Source organism: Treponema bryantii, assembly GCF_900111035.1.
GTDB classification, from domain to species: Bacteria; Spirochaetota; Spirochaetia; order Treponematales; family Treponemataceae; genus Treponema_D; species Treponema_D bryantii_C.
On the sequence record NZ_FOFU01000003.1, the window covers coordinates 157,202 to 173,802 of the forward strand.

At 41.2% G+C, this 16,601-nt stretch carries 14 protein-coding genes; 8 read left to right on the forward strand and 6 right to left on the reverse strand.

Annotated features, from left to right (window positions below; genetic code table 11):
• Positions 1-2,061, reverse strand: coding sequence for a 4-alpha-glucanotransferase (locus tag BMY21_RS07180; RefSeq protein ID WP_074642258.1), 2,061 nt, complete (start codon positions 2,059-2,061; stop codon positions 1-3).
• Between the two features lie 131 nt (positions 2,062-2,192).
• Here BMY21_RS07180 and BMY21_RS07185 point away from each other — a divergent pair, with 131 nt between their 5' ends.
• From BMY21_RS07185 to BMY21_RS07200, 4 genes are all read left to right on the forward strand, one after another.
• The gene (locus BMY21_RS07185; RefSeq protein ID WP_143064185.1) at positions 2,193-2,597 is read left to right on the forward strand and encodes a hypothetical protein; all 405 of its coding nucleotides are present in this window, start codon (positions 2,193-2,195) and stop codon (positions 2,595-2,597) included.
• Positions 2,597-3,643 carry a radical SAM protein gene (locus BMY21_RS07190; RefSeq protein WP_074642262.1) on the forward strand — a complete coding sequence of 349 codons (1,047 nt, stop codon included), beginning with the start codon at positions 2,597-2,599 and terminating at the stop codon, positions 3,641-3,643. Before BMY21_RS07185 ends, BMY21_RS07190 begins: the two co-directional genes overlap by 1 nt.
• Before the next feature lie 23 nt (positions 3,644-3,666).
• The gene (locus tag BMY21_RS07195; RefSeq protein ID WP_074642264.1) at positions 3,667-4,557 is read left to right on the forward strand and encodes a TatD family hydrolase; all 891 of its coding nucleotides are present in this window, start codon (positions 3,667-3,669) and stop codon (positions 4,555-4,557) included.
• Positions 4,558-4,684: 127 nt separating this feature from the next.
• Positions 4,685-5,302 (forward strand): hypothetical protein, encoded by a 618-nt coding sequence (locus BMY21_RS07200; protein WP_074642265.1) that lies wholly within the window; start codon positions 4,685-4,687, stop codon positions 5,300-5,302.
• On the opposite strand, the gene BMY21_RS07205 is transcribed toward BMY21_RS07200, so the two are convergent.
• From BMY21_RS07205 to BMY21_RS07215, 3 genes are read right to left on the reverse strand one after another with little or no spacing between them, the layout of a single operon-like run.
• Positions 5,285-5,881: a pseudouridine synthase gene (locus BMY21_RS07205; RefSeq protein WP_074642267.1), complete on the reverse strand. Its 597-nt coding sequence runs from the start codon at positions 5,879-5,881 to the stop codon at positions 5,285-5,287. The two genes, BMY21_RS07200 and BMY21_RS07205, sit on opposite strands and share 18 nt — an antisense overlap.
• Position 5,882: 1 nt before the next feature.
• The gene (locus tag BMY21_RS07210) at positions 5,883-6,848 is read right to left on the reverse strand and encodes a DNA-methyltransferase (RefSeq protein ID WP_074642269.1); all 966 of its coding nucleotides are present in this window, start codon (positions 6,846-6,848) and stop codon (positions 5,883-5,885) included.
• Positions 6,849-6,863: 15 nt separating this feature from the next.
• Entirely contained in the window at positions 6,864-7,940 is a 1,077-nt protein-coding gene (locus tag BMY21_RS07215) for an endonuclease/exonuclease/phosphatase family protein (protein WP_074642271.1), read from the reverse strand.
• A gap of 70 nt (positions 7,941-8,010) precedes the next feature.
• Between BMY21_RS07215 and BMY21_RS07220 the strand changes: the two genes are divergently transcribed.
• Entirely contained in the window at positions 8,011-9,570 is a 1,560-nt protein-coding gene (locus BMY21_RS07220; protein WP_074642272.1) for a sodium:solute symporter family protein, read from the forward strand.
• A 193-nt stretch (positions 9,571-9,763) separates the two neighbouring features.
• On the opposite strand, the gene metA is transcribed toward BMY21_RS07220, so the two are convergent.
• The gene (metA, locus tag BMY21_RS07225) at positions 9,764-10,681 is read right to left on the reverse strand and encodes a homoserine O-acetyltransferase MetA (RefSeq protein WP_074642274.1); all 918 of its coding nucleotides are present in this window, start codon (positions 10,679-10,681) and stop codon (positions 9,764-9,766) included.
• Positions 10,682-10,836: 155 nt separating this feature from the next.
• Between metA and BMY21_RS07230 the strand changes: the two genes are divergently transcribed.
• Both BMY21_RS07230 and BMY21_RS07235 read left to right on the forward strand, forming a co-directional pair.
• Positions 10,837-11,841 carry an alpha/beta hydrolase fold domain-containing protein gene (locus BMY21_RS07230; RefSeq protein WP_074642276.1) on the forward strand — a complete coding sequence of 335 codons (1,005 nt, stop codon included), beginning with the start codon at positions 10,837-10,839 and terminating at the stop codon, positions 11,839-11,841.
• 2 nt (positions 11,842-11,843) lie between these two features.
• Positions 11,844-13,346: a peptidase U32 family protein gene (locus BMY21_RS07235; protein WP_074642277.1), complete on the forward strand. Its 1,503-nt coding sequence runs from the start codon at positions 11,844-11,846 to the stop codon at positions 13,344-13,346.
• Positions 13,347-13,365: 19 nt separating this feature from the next.
• On the opposite strand, the gene BMY21_RS07240 is transcribed toward BMY21_RS07235, so the two are convergent.
• Positions 13,366-15,207, reverse strand: coding sequence for a RelA/SpoT family protein (locus BMY21_RS07240; RefSeq protein ID WP_074642715.1), 1,842 nt, complete (start codon positions 15,205-15,207; stop codon positions 13,366-13,368).
• Between the two features lie 93 nt (positions 15,208-15,300).
• On the opposite strand from BMY21_RS07240, the gene BMY21_RS07245 reads away from it, so the two are divergent.
• A complete protein-coding gene (locus BMY21_RS07245) occupies positions 15,301-16,581 on the forward strand; it encodes a TolC family protein (RefSeq protein ID WP_074642279.1) in 1,281 nt (426 codons plus the stop codon).
• Positions 16,582-16,601: the final 20 nt, after the last annotated feature.

Below are 16,601 nucleotides of genomic sequence, written 5' to 3' on the forward strand. Positions count from 1 at the left end.
TTATATCCTCTTAATTTTGTTTATTAAATCATTGTTTGCACACAGCTCTTCAACTGTGCAAGGCAGACGGTATGTCCAGTTAAAGGCAGTAACCGTGCCCGGAATATTTATGCGTTCATCTGAGGCTTTTTCCAGCCACAGATTTTTAGACATATAAAGGAAATCCTGAAGCGGTGGAATGAACCACTGGCTTGCAGAAGTAGAAGACGCTTTGAGAATAGACTCAGCGATTTCCGGAGTGAAATCTGACTGAGCAATTGCTGTGGCTTTAGGTTCAATTTCTTCTTTTGATGCAGTGAACAAAGGTCCGTCCTTTGCACCGGTTTCAATTCCAAAGGCATCGCCGTTCTGCAAAATAAATGCCTTTACGCTTTCTTTTTCAGTTTCCCACCATTCACGTATTGTAGATGAATCATGAACAGATGTGGTAGTAACCGAAAGTGGAGTATAAGCAGCAAAAGGAACATAAGGCTGACCCGGCTTGCTCCATTCGCGGCACCAGCGAACTACGCGCAGTCCAAGTATTTTATGAGCTTCCATAGTTTTTGGAACACACTCAATACTTACGCCAAGGTCTTCACCACAAGGAATCATCTTTACAGCACCTGTAATGGCAGCAAAGATTTCGTCAGCCTGCTTTTTCCAAAGCTTTTCGTTTTTTGAATTCAATTCATCAAAACACTCGAGCAGAGAAGTTTTTTCTTTATCGTTTAAAGTGCCCCATGAAGTAGACTGACCATAAGTCCACAGCGGAACATACTTGTTCTTTGAAATTTCAAGAAGAGTGCGATTGCTCCAGTAATCTTCCAGTACTTTCTTTACGCGTGGAATTGCATCAGCTGCACAGAGTTCAGAAAGATCTGCACTCTCAATCATCTTTGAGCCGGTTACAGACGGATCAAAACGCCAGAGCTCTTCACCGTCAATCTTATTACAGAAAATTGCGAGAATCTGATGAGCCTTATCATGATTCCAGGTAATGTCTTCAATTGCATGAGTTGGAATATGTGGCTGACTCAACCAGTGGATGCGGTCATCATCAAATCCAAGTTCGTATAAATCAGTTTTTTTGATGAAAGCATAAGGCTCAGTATGACCATTTAAGGCATTCAAATCTGCTTCTGGAATTGCCCAGATGCGGAAAAAGCCCAGAATATGATCGAGACGATATGCATCATAATATTTTGAAGCATTTTTAAGGCGGTCCTTCCACCAGCTGTAATTATCTTCTTTAAGGTTTTTCCAGTTATAGGTAGGAAATCCCCAGTTCTGTCCGTTCGGGTTATCACCATCAGCAGGTGCGCCGGCGCGGAGATCCTGATTAAATACTTCCGGATAAGCCCAGGCATCTGCAGAATCTTCATTCATCAGAATTGGCATATCACCTTTGAGTTTGAGACCAAGACCGTGAACATATTCAACAGCGTCCTTAAACTGAGCATCGGCAATCATCTGAGTCCAGGCATAGAACAGATGTTCCTTTTTGAAGGCCTTTTTATTCCAGAGAGCGGTGATTTCTTCCTTAGATTTTGAGCGGTCAGAATCAAGCCAGCTTTTCCATGAAGCCTGCATATAATTCCACTTTAAGTTCTTATAAACCGCATAATCTTTTACCCATGAATTAGCTTTTATCCACTTAGAAAGGGCAGCTCCAGCTTCTCCCGTTTTTCCCTCGTCAGTATTGTCGTAAAGCTGTTTCAAAAGATCAGTTTTTGCATTCAAAATGCCGTCATAGTCGTATCGCAGACAGTATTTATGATTTTTATACAGATCATCATAAGTTGTTTTAAATTTTGCATCTGATGAATATAGTGCATCGAATCCTTCAATAGTAGAAATACATATATAGATAGGATGAAGAGCAAAAGCAGAAAGACCTGAATATGGCGAACTTTGTGTTCCAGTGTCGTTTACCGGCAGAAGCTGGATAATAGAGATTCCAGCAGATTTACAGAAGTCAGCAAACGGCTTTAAATCTGGAAATTCTCCGATTACAGGATTATCTTTTGTATATAATGCACCTAGCGGAACCGCAGTTCCAGTCAATTTTCCCTTAGTCATACGGCAAATATTATAGCACGAATTTATAAAAATAATGAGAAAATAATGAGAAAATAATGAGAAATTATAGAAAGAATTCCATTTGTATTTGAACTAGCACCAGAATCATAAAAAATGATATAATGGAAGATATGACAGACATTAATAAATTTCTTTCTGATATGCAGAAATCTCTAAAACATGACCGCCAGAATAACGGTGGAAAATCTGATTATAACCGCGTAAAAAATGACCTGCGCCGCCTTTTTGAACGTAATGTAGCAATGGTGGGTGAACTGGCAGATTCTGTTTATGAATATTGGGAAAATGAGTATATTTACCGCTCAGCAGATATAAAAGCAGAACCATCAGAAGAAAATCAGAACCGATTGGTAGCATATCTTGCATTTCTTGAGAACAGTGATGAATTTCAGGAGCTTATTTCTGATGCAGACTGGAATGAATTCGGCCGCCTTGTAAATTTTGAAGCAGAAGATCTTGATGTTGATGTACTTCAGGATTTGATGAAGATTCTTGTAAGCAAGGGCGCATATTAATGGAAAAATCACAGATAGAAGCGCTCTATAAAAACTGTCGTCAGTGTCCGAGAGCCTGTGGGGCAGATCGTTTCGAGGTCTCTGAGCAGACTCGAAGTGCCGGTTTCTGTCGTGAACCAGCCGACCTCCGTATAGCTTTTGCCGGCCTTCATTTTGGAGAAGAGCCTCTGGTAACTGTTTTTGGTGGAAGCGGAACAATCTTTTTTACCGGTTGTACATTGCGCTGTGCTTTTTGTCAGAACTATCAGATCAGTCAGGATGGACTTGGCCGTGTAGTTGATGAAGAAGAATTTGCCGACATCTGCCTGCGCCTTCAGTCCGCAGGGGCAGAAAACATAAATCTTGTTACAGGCAGCCACCACATCCCAAAAATCGCAGCCTGTTTACGTAAAGCCCGCGACCGTGGAGTTACAATACCATTCTGCTGGAACTCTTCCGCTTATGAAACCGTGGAAATGCTCGAGCTTTTAAAGGGCCTTGTAACAATATGGCTGCCCGACCTTAAAACACTGGATGGAACTCTTTCAAAGTCACTGTTTGCAGCCCCGAATTATCCAGAGGCATCAACTGCCGCAATCCGCTGGATGATTGACAATAATCCGCTTGAAATTGCCGAAATCCCAGAACCTCCCGATGCGAAGCCCGCTGAATGGGCAGAACCCGGCCAGCCACGCGACAAACTGCTTTCCGGCGTAATTATCCGACACCTTTTTATGCCCGGCCATTTCGCCGAAACCGCCGACGTCCTCGCGTGGCTTAAAGAAAACGCCGACGGGCGCGCCATTATTTCTCTGATGAACCAGTATACCCCGGTAAAATTCAACGAATCCGAGCCCCAGCTTGCAGCCCGCAGGCGCGCCCTCTCCAATCTCGAAAACCGCCTTGTAACTGCCGAAGAAGACGCAGATATTCAGGACCTCATCGAAGCCTATGATTTTGAGTATCTGTTTTATCAGGAATTAAGTGATGATACCAGCTGGCTGCCAGATTTTACAAAAACACAGCCGTTCAGCAATAAACTTGCAACCCCGCTGTGGCATTGCTGATGCAAAAGTGATAAACTCACACTATGTTTTCAGATACACATTTCCATTTTAAAATGATGACGACAGAACGCGGAGTAAACGGTGTAGAAGTTTTGTCTACCATGGCTGCGCGTAACTGTTTTTTTGGTCTTGATATAGGAACTCATTGCGATGATCTGGCAGAACGCCAGTCTTGTGTTGAACAGGCTATTGCCGGAATTACAGACGGAAAACTTGCTGCAAAAGCCCGCGAGTTTATGTATTTTACTGCCGGTTTCTGGCCTGATGTCGGAGCAATTCACGACAGAGAAAATCAGATGAAGATTCTGCGTCAATCTATAGAAGCTGCTTCTGCAGGCGGAGATCAGGATACTCTTAATCGTAAAATTGTTGCGGTGGGTGAGTGTGGGCTGGACCATCACTGGAATCCGAGTGGAGAGGATGGCCGGTGTGAATCTGATTTTGATGAAGCAACTTACCGTGGTGAACGTGAAATGTTTGAGTCTCATCTGGAGCTTGCCCGTGAATTAAAGCTTCCTGTAATTGTTCACAGCCGCGATTCTTTTGAAGACTCTCTCGACTGTATAAAAAACGTTGGCTACGATAACGGAATTATTCACTGCTACAGCTATGGAATTGATGAAGCCCGTGCTTTCCTTGATCGCGGCTGGTATATAGCCTTTGGCGGTGCTGTTACCTACAATAAAAAAGCAAAGCTTGAAGCAATTAAGGATCTTTTGAGATTTGTTCCTGCTGACCGTTTCTTATGTGAAACCGATGCTCCTTATCTTGCTCCCGTTCCTCTTCGAGGAACAACTAATACTCCTGTAAACGTAGAACTTGTTTACAAGTTTATTGCAGAGGTTCGAGGAACTTCGCTGGAAGAACTCAGCAATCTTGTTGATGAGAATATAAAACAATTGTTTTCTTTGTAAGATGTGAATAATCAGATAAATTTAAGCTTTTAAATCAATGTATAATGAGAATTTATTTGTGAAAACTGCAATTCTGCAATATGATATTATAAAAATTAATAAATAAATTTAAAAAGGAGTTTAAAAAATGAAAAAACTATTTTGTTTCATTTCTGTATTATTAGTATCTGTTTCTCTATTTGCAAAAAGCTGGAAAGCATCAGATATGTTTTATAAAAAGAAACTGGAGAAAATAATCGAATCTTATAACCTGACAAAAGTTTATACTGATGATGTAGTTGATCTTTACAAGAATGAAGAAACTGCAGATTGGTTGTATGTTTTCAGATATGGTAATGAAGATAAAAATGATAATAATATTCTTCATGCTCATTTTGCATACCTGGATGGAATTTTTGATTCTTGTACTAAATATGGAAACTTTATAAAAGATGAAGGAACTTTCAAATATCTGTTCGCTTGTATAACTGAAGAAAATACTATGATTCCTGAAACAGATTATCAGGTTAATTCATCATGGTGTTGGTCTAATCCTAGAGCAGTCTACGCTTTTATGTTCAAAAATCGAAATTCTATTTTTCCATATCTGGAATCAATAAAAGAAGATTATGATCTTTTTATACCACAGGAAGTTTCAGAAAGATATATGTATTTTAAAGGATGGCTTACTGCTAACAGTCAGAGTAAAGATTTGGAAATCTCTATTCCAAAAGAATATAAAAAATATTTAAAAGAACATAAATAGATTTATTTCAGCTTCCGTAAGTTCCCGCCACTGTCCGTAGCTGAGCTCTTCGGGCAGTTGTAGGCTTCCTATAGAGATACGTTCGAGGTCTTTTACTTCATTGCCGAGGGCGCGGAAAATGCGGCGGACTTCATGGAACTTTCCCTCGTGGACGGTGATTTCGCAGAGGTCTGGTTTTATAAAATGGAGAATGGCAGGTTCGGCCTGTTGTTCTCCATATTTTTTTTCTGGTGGAAGTGTGAGTCCTTGAGAGGCGCGGGTGATATACGAGTCTTGTTGCTCCGGGGGTACGGGGATGGTGAGAGTGGCCCGGTAGGTTTTTGTGATTTCTGACATTGCAGCAATCCTGTGTGAAAAAAATCCGTCTGTGGTAAACAGCAAAAGCCCGCTTGTATCGCAGTCCAGTCGTCCGATTGTGTGAAGCCTGCTTCCGCGTTTTGCTCCCTGTACAAGTTTTTGCAATTCTGGAGTCAGTAAATCGTAAACGGTTTTATGAGAATCAGAAACTGCCGAGCATACATACCCGCAAGGCTTATTCATTATGAGGTAGATTTTTTCTGAGCTGGAAGAAGTCTTCATCTTATTTCTTATAAAGTGCTGCGGAATTTCTTTCCCAGAAAACGCCATCGCTGTAGCCTTGAATCTCTTTGTCTGTTTCTGCAAGTTCGAGGCGCTTTTCTGCTAGCATACAGTATTCTTCGTTCAGTTCAACTCCGCACCAGTGACGGCCGAGTTTTTTTGCAACAACGCTTGCAGTTCCACTTCCAAGGAAAGGATCAAAAACAACATCTCCCGGACGCGAGCTTGCCAGAATCAGTTTTGCATAAAGTTTTTCTGGTTTTTGAGTCGGGTGATCTGTGTTTTCCGGCATGGACCAGAAAGGCACGCTTATATCATCCCAGAAGTTTGAAGGGCAGGTGAGGCGGAAGTTCCCGTCTTCGCTTTCTTCCCAGTCTTTTGGTTTTCCGTTTTCGCGGTAAGGGGCAATTACCCGGCGCTTCTGCTTTACGGCTTCAATATCAAAATAATAATTATCTGGATCTTTTACGCCAAACCAGATATCTTCCATTCCGTTTTTCCAGTTTGCTTTTGCTCCACGTCCTTTTTCTCTCTGCCAGGTGATGCGGTTCAAAATTGAAAGTTCGCTTTCCATTGCCCGCTGAAGAGCTGCCGTACATTTCCAGTCACCGCACATATAAAGGGAACCTGAAGGCTTTAGTTTTTTGCAAACCTGTGGAAACCATGACATAAGGTATTCTTCATACGAAGCTTCGTCGCGGGCTGTAAAAATTTTACCGTTGAAATTTTTTGTGAGGTTATAAGGAGGATCAATAATGATTAAATCTGCAAATTCATCCGGGAGAAGCGGCAAGGCAGTGAGAAGGTCTGCGTTTATTGTGTGATCCAGAAAATCTTGCTGGTTGAGAAGGCCGGAGGCCGTATCGAAATCACCGCGGACTTCAATCAGTCTTTTTTTCAGAGTCTCTTTTTCTGCTTCACTTAATGTAATTGTGCGGTTACGTCCTGCCCGTTTTTTTTCTTCCATAATTAACTGAAGATTTTATTTCAGAATAAAGTTCATGTAAACAGGGTTATGATCAGAGTTTTCAAAATCTTCATCAATTACATTTACAGAAAGTTCTTCAATATTAGGCGAAATAAGAAAACCGTCAATTACATAGTACTGCCAGTTATGAGCCTTTGCCTTCTCATCATTGTAAGGAGCTTCCAGAGAACGGCAGGTTGGTTTTGAATCATCATAAACAAACTTCCAGCCGCCATCTGTAATACTTGCATCCAGCTGACCTGGAATCCATCCGTCTGGACTGATAACCGGGAATGCTGTAGAATCTGGGAACTTCTGATTAAAATCTCCACCGGCAATTACATAATTTCCCTTTGCATATTCTGAATCAATAAAATCTTTAAGAGCTTTTGTCTGTGCGATTTTTCCTTCGCCACTGTCATAAGCTTCAAGATGGAAATTTGCAAGTACCAGCTCCTGTCCTGTAGCACCACCGTTTTCATAAACAGGAATTCGTGTTACAAGAATACAGCGTTTAAGGTTTGCTACCCTTGTCGGCCATGTAAAAGGAACTGGAAGTGCAAGGCGATGTGCAGAGATTGTTTCAAAGTCAGTATATATAGCAACACCACTTTGTATGCGGCCCATTGGAGGAAATGGAATTGGAACAAAAGCACAGTTGTAGTTGTATGCAAAAGCCTTTCCTTTTCCGGTAAAGTTTTTCATTGCTTCAACCTGATTGATTTTATAGGTTCGGGCAGATTTTGTATCAATTTCCTGAATGAAAAGAATATCTGATTCATGAGTTCCGATAATACTTTTAATACCGGAAAAGTAATTCTCAACAGTCTTTTTTGAATCCGGTTTGCTCATTTTGCCGCCATCCATAAAGAAGTCTTCATTCTTTCCAAGACCTGCAAATCCTATGTTCCATGTCATAATGGAAACAGGTTCACCTTTGCTCAGCATTGCTTTTTCGCTTGTGAATGGTACCTCTTCTACAGGTTTTGGTCTGTATTCAATAATAGTGAGAAAGAGAAATAAAAGTACAACGCATAAAACCGGAGCGCAAATTACAGCTGCGGGAATAATAATAAACATTCGTCTTTTCATGGTAAAAACTATTATATCACGGGTGCGGGGATATACAATAGAAAATAATTTTGTTATTATGTATAGTATCATGATTATAAAACTAGGTTTACTTATTCTTTTCTTCGCCGTTTTCATCTTTGTAGGTATTAAATGCCGCGCAGTTTCAAACGATGTAAACGGTTACGTATTGGGAGGCAGGACTGTAGGTCCATGGCTCACTGCTTTTGCTTACGGTACATCTTATTTCTCTGCCGTAATTTTCGTTGGTTATGCCGGACAGTTCGGATGGAACTTTGGTGTTGCATCAACCTGGATTGGACTTGGAAATGCGTTCATCGGATCGCTTATGCCTTGGGCAATTCTCGGCCGCCGTACTCGTGTTATGACTCAGCACCTGAACTCAAAGACAATGCCAGATTTCTTTGGTCAGCGTTATGAATCAAAGACTCTTAAGGTTGTTGCTTCTGCAATTACCTTCCTTTTCCTGATTCCTTACACTGCATCTTTGTTCAACGGTCTTTCACGTCTTTTCCGAATGGCTTTCAATGTTGACTATTCAGTTTGTGTAATTGTAATGGCAATTCTCACAGCAATTTACGTAATTGTTGGTGGTTATATGGCAACTGCTGTAAACGACTTTATCCAGGGTATCATCATGCTCATTGGTATTGTTGCAGTAATTCTCGCAGTTCTTTCTAAGAACGGGGGATTCATGCAGTCACTTGCTTTGATGTCTGAGATTGAATCTCCTGTTTTGAAGGGAGCTTATACTTCATTCTTTGGTCCGCAGCCGTTCTATCTGCTGATTGTAGTTCTCCTTACTTCTCTTGGTACATGGGGACTTCCTCAGATGGTTGGTAAGTTCTACGCTATTAAAAATGAACGTTCTATCAAAATTGGAACTGTAATTTCTACTTTCTTTGCAATCGTAGTTGCTGGTGGATGTTACTTCCTTGGAGGATTTGGACGTCTGTTCAATACACCTGAACAGGTTGCTGCTAATGGATTTGATAGTGTTGTTCCTACAATGCTTTCTGGTCTTGGTGATGTACTTATTGCTGTAGTTTTGATTCTTGTACTTTCTGCTTCTATGTCTACACTTTCTTCTCTTGTACTTACATCAAGTTCAACTCTTACACTCGACTTCATCAACTCTTTCAAAAAAGAAAAATCAAGCGATAAACATAACCTTTTGATTTTGCGTGCTTTCGTTGCTGTATTCATTATCATTTCTGCTGTAATCGCAATTGTTCAGGCTAAGTCAAAAGTTACTTTCATTGCTCAGCTGATGGGTGTTTCATGGGGTGCTCTTTCTGGTGCCTTCCTTGCTCCGTTCTTCTTCGGTCTCTACTGGAAAAAGACAAGCAAGGCTGCAGTTGCAACTTCGTTCACACTCGGTTGTGTTTTGATGTTGATTCAGCTTTCAATTTCTATGGGATTCGTTCACGTAAGCGGCCCTGTTCTCGGATTGATTTTCAAGAACTCACTTTACTCTGGTGTATTCAGTATGCTTTCATCTTTGATCATCGTGCCAATCGTAAGTCTCTGCACAGCAAAGACCCGTCCGGCTGGTGTAGAAAAGATGTTCGACTGTTACAATACAACAGTTACAGTTCATACAACTAACGCTCTTTCAGAGGAAGACTAGGCTATAATAGCAGAACCGTTAAAAACCGAGCTGCGAATATAGTAGAGCTAAAAATTGCTTTCGCAATTTTCTTAACGCTCTGCTATAGAACAACGCCCGCGAGCGGGCTTACACAGGGTCGGTTTAGGTTCTACACAAAAATGCCTCAGAGGCGAGACTTGCGAGCCGACTCATTGATATGAGCCGGCTTTTTTTATTTAATCGAAGACAAATTAAACGGCGTTGCCTGGTAAACGTAGTAGTTCAGCCAGTTCGAATAGAACAGATGCGCCGTAGCACGCCAGTAACTGGTTGGCATACGGTTTACGTTATTTGTAGGGAAGTAGTTCTTTGGAAGCGGAACCTTCATTCCCTTATCTGTATCGCGGTAATATTCCTGAGCAAGAGTCATTGTGTCATACTCAAGGTGGCCGGTCATAAAGATTTCACGGTTATCCTTTGATTTCAAAATTGTAACACCTGCTTCTGCGCTTTCTGCAAGAATTACAAGTTCAGGATGTTTAATCAAATCTTCTTTTATAAGAGTTGTATGACGGCTCTGTGGAATAGGGAAGGTGTCATCAAAACCACGAAGAAGAGGATCGCCTTCAACAGAACGTTCATTCATAAAAATACCCGACATCTTTTTTTCAAGTGCGTGTTTTGGAACTCCATAATGATGATAAAGACCTGCAAAACAGCCCCAGCACAAATAAAGGGTAGAGTAAACATTCTGGCGGGCATAGTCCATAATTTTACAAAGCTCTTCCCAGTAATCAACATCTTCAAACTCAATCTGCTCAACAGGTGCACCGGTAATCAGCATACCGTCGAACTTCTGATTATAGAGCTCGCTCGAAGGAATATAAAAACGGTCAAGGTAGCTCTGATCTGTATTTTTGCTGGAATGATTTTCCATATTAACAAGAGAAATCTCAATCTGAAGCGGTGTATTTCCGAGCAAACGAAGAAGCTGAGTTTCTGTAACTTCCTTGTTAGGCATGAGGTTTACAATCGCAATTTTAAGCGGACGGATATCCTGTTCCATCGCCCGTTTCTCCGTCATGACGAAGATGTTCTCTTTTTCAAGTGTTGCGCATGCTGGCAAGTCGGATTGAATTTTAATAGGCATCGTAAACCTCCTTGTAATAAATCTCCGTCATTGCGAGCGAAGCGAAGCAATCTATTAAATGGATTGCTTCGCCTACGGCTCGCAATGACGATGTTTTAGTGTAATTTAGGGCCTATTCTAGCAGAAAACGTTCCTTTTTGCTATAATATATAGATATGGAAAACAAAAACGACCGCAAGGGTGCAATCAAAAAACTCAAACTTCTTACCTTCGGGTCAAAATCAAATGTAGATATTTTCCGCGCAAAACTTGATGAAGGCTTTAAAACTGTTTTTTTGCCTAACGGAGTTGAGCGTACTGAATATAAATATGGAAATACAGAGTGCGATGTACTTGCACCGGAGATTTATGCTTCAAACCGTGTAATGCTTTATATTCACGGCGGTTCTTTTGTCGGCGGTTCACGCGCAGCTTACGCAAGTTTCTGTGCTTCTCTTGCAACAAAATGCTTCTGTCGTGTAGTTGTTCCAGAGTACCGTTTGGCACCTGCTTTCCCTTTCCCTGCTGCTAATGAAGATATTCAGAATGTTTTTAAATCTCTCTTTACAGAAGAGCAGATTGCCTGTTCATTAAATGCAGAAAAGGGCGAAAAACCTCAGATGCCGGAAATCATAATTGCAGCTGATAGTTCTGCAGCTCCAATTGCATGCTCTCTGATTTTTAATCTTCGCGAGAGATACCGCACCTGCATCAAACAGGTAATTCTTTTTTCTCCATGGCTTGATGTTTCTGAATGTTCAAAACTGATTCAGACAAAAAAAATCAGTGATGAAGTAATGAGTGGTGACGTTCTTAGAAAGAGCAGCTCAGTTTATACTTACGAATCAAATACAAAAAGTCCTATGGTTTCTCCACTTCTTGCAGGTGATGAATCTCTTCAGAATTTCCCACCTGTATTTATTCAGATGGGTGAAAAAGAAATCCTTCTGGATGATGCAAGGGAATTTGCATCTAATCTTCGTTCCACAGGAAATGAATGCGAACTTGATATATGGCCAGATATGATGTTCATGTTCCAGATGGCAGACGAATACTTACATGAATCTCATCTTGCTTTAGATAAAGTTGGAAAAGTTGTTACGGAGGGAACTGCAGGAAAAGCTGCCGTTCAGATTGAAAACAAGCCTAAACTCGAACACAGTCTTCGTTCGGAGGCATAACAATGGAACTTTTATCGCCAGCCGGCAATGTTGAAAAATTATACTATGCGTATGCATACGGAGCAGATGCCGCTTATATCGGTCTTAAAAAATTTTCTCTCCGTGTAAAGGCCGACAATTTTTATGAAGATGAATATAAAAAGGTTCAGGCACTTAAAGCTCAGTTTCCTGGACGTCGTCTTCACTGTGCACTCAACATTTCTTTTCATGATGAAGAAATCGATGCATTAAAGGCAAATCTCGATTATTTTAAACAGTATCCGATAGATGCTTTTATCGTACAGGATATCGGTATTGTTCCATTACTTCAGAAAGAATTTCCTAATGCCCAGCTGCACTTAAGTACTCAGGCGAGCTGCGTAAACAGTGAAGCCGTTAAGATGTATAAGAACATGGGGTTTTCTCGTATTGTTCTTGGACGTGAGATTTCCATTGATCAGATTCGCCGTATAAAAGATTCTGTTCCTGATATGGAACTTGAAACCTTTGTTCATGGTGCAATGTGTATTGCCTATGCTGGCCGCTGTCTTATGAGTGCTTATCTTACAGGCCGCAGCGCACAGAGTGGTTTCTGTTCTCATACCTGCCGATGGAATTTTAAACTTGCAGAAGAACGTGATTCAGGAAACGACAGTTCGGCTCCTCATATCATAACCGCTGAAGAAGCAAAAATGATGGCACAGAGCGGACTTCTTACAATTGAAGAAGAGCAGAGACCTGGCGAAAAGTTCCCGATTTTTGAAGGCGAAGATTTTACCGCAGTTCTTTCTTCAAAAGATATCCGCATGATTGAACACCTTGCAGATCTCCGCGATGCTGGAATTGATTCCCTCAAAATCGAAGGCCGTATGAAGAGTGTTTACTATGTTGCAATGGTAACCCGTGCACACCGCAAAGCCCTCGATGCCCTTGAAGGAAAAATCACAGACGAAGAAGCTGCTCCTTATATTGCAGAGCTCGAAAATGTAGCTCACCGCGAAAGCACAACAGGCTTTTACTATAACAAGGCCGATGCCGATAAAACTACAACCGGTGCCAGCGACAGTAAATATCAGCTTGCTGCGGAAATTGGAAAAGAAATCACAGGTGCCGCTTTTGACACTGTTTATTCAGAAGGTCAGAAACGCGGAGCCGAAAATCAGAAAGCTCTGGACGAAATGCACCCTGCAGCCCGCGAAGCACGTCTTAAGGATTACGAGCAGCATCCTGACCGCCGAATTATTCCGTTTGAAAAGAAAGACGGCTGGTATATGTATGAATGCAATGCAATGAACATGATTCGTATTGAGGATGACATTGAGTTTGTTTCACCAGAATTCTGTTCGCTTACAATTCCTGCTGGTGAATGGGAAATCATTGATTCTGAAACCGGTTTAAAGATGAACTGGACCTGCGACGGACATCCGACATATCTTTATGTTTCTCATAAATTGCCGGAAGCAACTCTGCTCAGAACTCTTGATCCAGATTACGTAGAAGGAAAAATCCGCGACACTGGAAGATAAAAATCGGCCGGCCAGCTGCTTACTGCTGGTCGTGACCATCATCCCACGCAACTTCAACACTGCGTTCTTCTTTCTGTGGAATGCGCTGATAAATCAGACAGTCGGCGCGGTGAATTGAAACTCCCTTAGTTCTTGTAACATATCCCGCAATAAGGTCCGGATATTCCGGATGGCAGCACTGCGCAATATTGTAAAGAACACGGCGCTCTCCCTGTACGAGAATACCGCATTTTTTTCGAGGTTTCTGTTCTGTAATTTCCTGTTTGCCTTTTTTAGGGCGGGATTTCTTTACCCTGCTGAAGTGAGTACCACCGGTACCCGCAGTACCAACCGTTCCCTCAATACCTTGAGCCGCGGCGGCTTCCTCAGCTTTAAGTGCAAGCCGTTCACTGAAAGTAGGGTCATTAGCCATAAGCCACGAGTGAATCTTCTGATGAGCCTTACTTGTTTTTACAAGCTTAAGCTGGGCCTCTGTAGGATGAGCCTGAGGATTTGTGATTACCTCAATAATCTGTGTATTCTGAAGCGCTTTAGACAAAGGAATGATTTTTCCGTCTGCCTTTGCTGCAATAATCTTTTCACCGATAGCCGAGTGAATAGAGTAAGCAAAGTCAATTGCAGTTGCTCCCATCGGAAGTTTCTTTACATCTCCCTTTGGAGTAAAAACGTAAATCTCATCGCCGAGGAGTTCATTCTTGAGAGTTTCAAAATTGTTGCCTTCTGTGAGACTGTCCTTAAACTGCTGAAGCTTGTTGTAAATGGCAAGGCGGTCTTCTTCTATCAGCTCACGTGAGCTGCCTTTTTTATAGAGCCAGTGTGACGCAATTCCGTGCTCGGCCATGTTGTGCATGTCGTGGGTACGAATCTGAATTTCAAGAGGCTTACCCTCACACATTACAGTTGTATGCAGTGACTGATAACCGTTTGCCTTAGGCATTGCAATGTAATCTTTAAAACGGCCGTCCAGCGGTTTCCACAGTCCGTGTACAATTCCAACGAGAGTGTAGCATTCTGCAGGTGTGTTACAGAGGATGCGGAGTGCAAGCAAATCAAAAAGCTCGCCTGCTTCCTTGTTGCGCTTTCTCATCTTCTGATAGATTGAATAAAAGTGCTTTGCACGGCTTTGAATTTCAATCTTCATGCCCATCTTATCTGCAGACTTATAAATGCTGTTTACAGCCTTTTCGAGGTAGCTGGAACGTTCATCTTTTTTCTGAGAAACAATGGCTTTAATCTGCTGGAAAACTGCCGGGTTAGTATATTTAAGGCTTAAATCTTCAAATTCATTTTTTTCTGCCTGCATACCGAGTCTGTCTGCAAGCGGAGCCCAGATTTCTATAACGGCAGAGGCAATCATATGCTGGTCTGCAGCCGTAAAGTTTTTGATATTGCGGATACGGTCCAGACGGTCTGCAAGTGTAATCAGGATAATTCGTGCATCATCACACATAGCAAAAAGCATATTACGGATTGCATCAGACTGATGCATGGTTTTTGTATTTATAGGCAGATTGAGAATCTTATTTACTGTAAGAATGATATTGCAGACATTTTCGCCAAACTGATTTTTCAGTTCTTCTTCTGTAACATTAAAATCCAGAATAGTATGAAGAATGGCTGCTACAAGAGTAGGGCTGTCGAGTTTGCTTTCTGCAAGGATATTTGCAACTCTTAGAGGATGGAGATAGTAAGGCTTACCGCATTCACGTACTCTGTCACCTGCTTTTGTAACAAGGAGAGTCCATGCCTGTGAAACTGCCTCTTTTTCTTCTGGAGAAAGATATTCATGCTTTGAAAAGAACTCTTCCAGAAGGGCAGCCGGATTTTTTATGTCTGAATCAAACACTTTTTCGCTGCTCATACCCATAAAAATAACAGATAATTCTAAAAAATGACAGTAATTTTCTATAAAAAAGCTTGTAATTTTAGTATAATTTAATATGGAAAGTATAATATGAAACGTTTAATTTTTACAATGATTGTGGCTGCGTCATTTTCACTGTATGCGCAGACTGCAACTGAAAAATCTAGAGTTATTACAGTGGAAGATGCAGTAGTTCTTGCTGCAGATAACAATATTTCCCTTAAACGCCAGAAAATCACTCTGGACTCATTGGATAAGCGTAATAAGACTTCATGGAATGGTGTAAGTCCGTCTTTTTCAGCAAGCGGAGGATTAAACCTTCCTCTGGGCGGGGATGCGGGGGCTTACACTTATAGTTTTAGTGGTTCTGTCCGTCTATCGCTTACACCTTCTCTTTACACTTCAATAAAAGAAGCAAGACTTAAATATGAAAGCGGAAAAACTTCTTATGAAGATGCAGTTCGTCAGGTTGAATTGAATGTAAGAAAACTTTTTTACAACCTTCTTTATACAAATGAGAGTATAGCTCTTCAGAAACGTAATATGGAAACTGCCCGTCTCCGTTATGAAAATAACCGCGATAAATATAATCGTGGTCAGCTTTCTGAACTCGACCTTTTGCAGTCACAGTACAGCTATGAAAGCCAGCGTCCGACTATAGAATCTGCAGAAATAGCTTATCAGAATAATATGGCTTCCTTTAAGCAGACTCTTGGTATTCCACAGGATGAAAACATTGAACTTTCAGGAGCTCTTTCGGATGCAATTCCACCTGAAACTTTTACAGTTACACAGACTGTAGAGGCCCTGCCTTCGGTAAAGAAAATTCAGACAAGTATCGAACAGCAGAAAAACTCTCTGCTTTCAACCAGATTTTCTGCTTACGGACCAACAATTACTGCTTCTTATTCTTATGGAAAACAAGGTTCAAGCAGAACTGAAGGTCTTGAGACTACAGGAAATGTAATACAACTCTCACTTTCCATTCCTTTGGATGGCTTTCTTCCTTGGACCAATGGAGCTCTTAATGTTGAAGCTCAGAAGGCAAGTTTGAAAGACCTTGAACTTCAGCTTGAAAATGAAAAGACAACTGCATCTCTTACTCTTCAGAACAGTATAAAAAATATCCTTCAGAAGCAGAGTCAGATGGAGATGCTGAACCGCAATGTAGAAATTGCCCAGAAATCTTATGATATGACTCTTACTGCTTATAATCACGGTTCACGTGATTTACTTACTTTGCAGAATGCATCAGATTCACTTCTGAAAGCAAAAACAGACAGAGAATCTCATATTTACAATCTGATTTGCGCAGTTTTAGATCTGGAAAATACACTCGGAGTTCCCTTTGGTTCTTTGGGAAATGAATAAAATGAGTTAGGAAAAATTAA

Coding starts and splice junctions, on each gene's coding strand:
- BMY21_RS07210 (WP_074642269.1), bottom strand. CDS start 6,848: ATGGAAGAAAAAAAACGGGCAGGACGTAACCGCACAATTACATTAAGT.
- BMY21_RS07215 (WP_074642271.1), bottom strand. CDS start 7,940: ATGAAAAGACGAATGTTTATTATTATTCCCGCAGCTGTAATTTGCGCT.
- BMY21_RS07195 (WP_074642264.1), top strand. CDS start 3,667: ATGTTTTCAGATACACATTTCCATTTTAAAATGATGACGACAGAACGC.
- BMY21_RS07180 (WP_074642258.1), bottom strand. CDS start 2,061: ATGACTAAGGGAAAATTGACTGGAACTGCGGTTCCGCTAGGTGCATTA.
- BMY21_RS07200 (WP_074642265.1), top strand. CDS start 4,685: ATGAAAAAACTATTTTGTTTCATTTCTGTATTATTAGTATCTGTTTCT.
- BMY21_RS07245 (WP_074642279.1), top strand. CDS start 15,301: ATGAAACGTTTAATTTTTACAATGATTGTGGCTGCGTCATTTTCACTG.
- BMY21_RS07230 (WP_074642276.1), top strand. CDS start 10,837: ATGGAAAACAAAAACGACCGCAAGGGTGCAATCAAAAAACTCAAACTT.
- BMY21_RS07220 (WP_074642272.1), top strand. CDS start 8,011: ATGATTATAAAACTAGGTTTACTTATTCTTTTCTTCGCCGTTTTCATC.
- BMY21_RS07185 (WP_143064185.1), top strand. CDS start 2,193: ATGACAGACATTAATAAATTTCTTTCTGATATGCAGAAATCTCTAAAA.
- metA (WP_074642274.1), bottom strand. CDS start 10,681: ATGCCTATTAAAATTCAATCCGACTTGCCAGCATGCGCAACACTTGAA.
- BMY21_RS07205 (WP_074642267.1), bottom strand. CDS start 5,881: ATGAAGACTTCTTCCAGCTCAGAAAAAATCTACCTCATAATGAATAAG.
- BMY21_RS07240 (WP_074642715.1), bottom strand. CDS start 15,207: ATGAGCAGCGAAAAAGTGTTTGATTCAGACATAAAAAATCCGGCTGCC.
- BMY21_RS07235 (WP_074642277.1), top strand. CDS start 11,844: ATGGAACTTTTATCGCCAGCCGGCAATGTTGAAAAATTATACTATGCG.
- BMY21_RS07190 (WP_074642262.1), top strand. CDS start 2,597: ATGGAAAAATCACAGATAGAAGCGCTCTATAAAAACTGTCGTCAGTGT.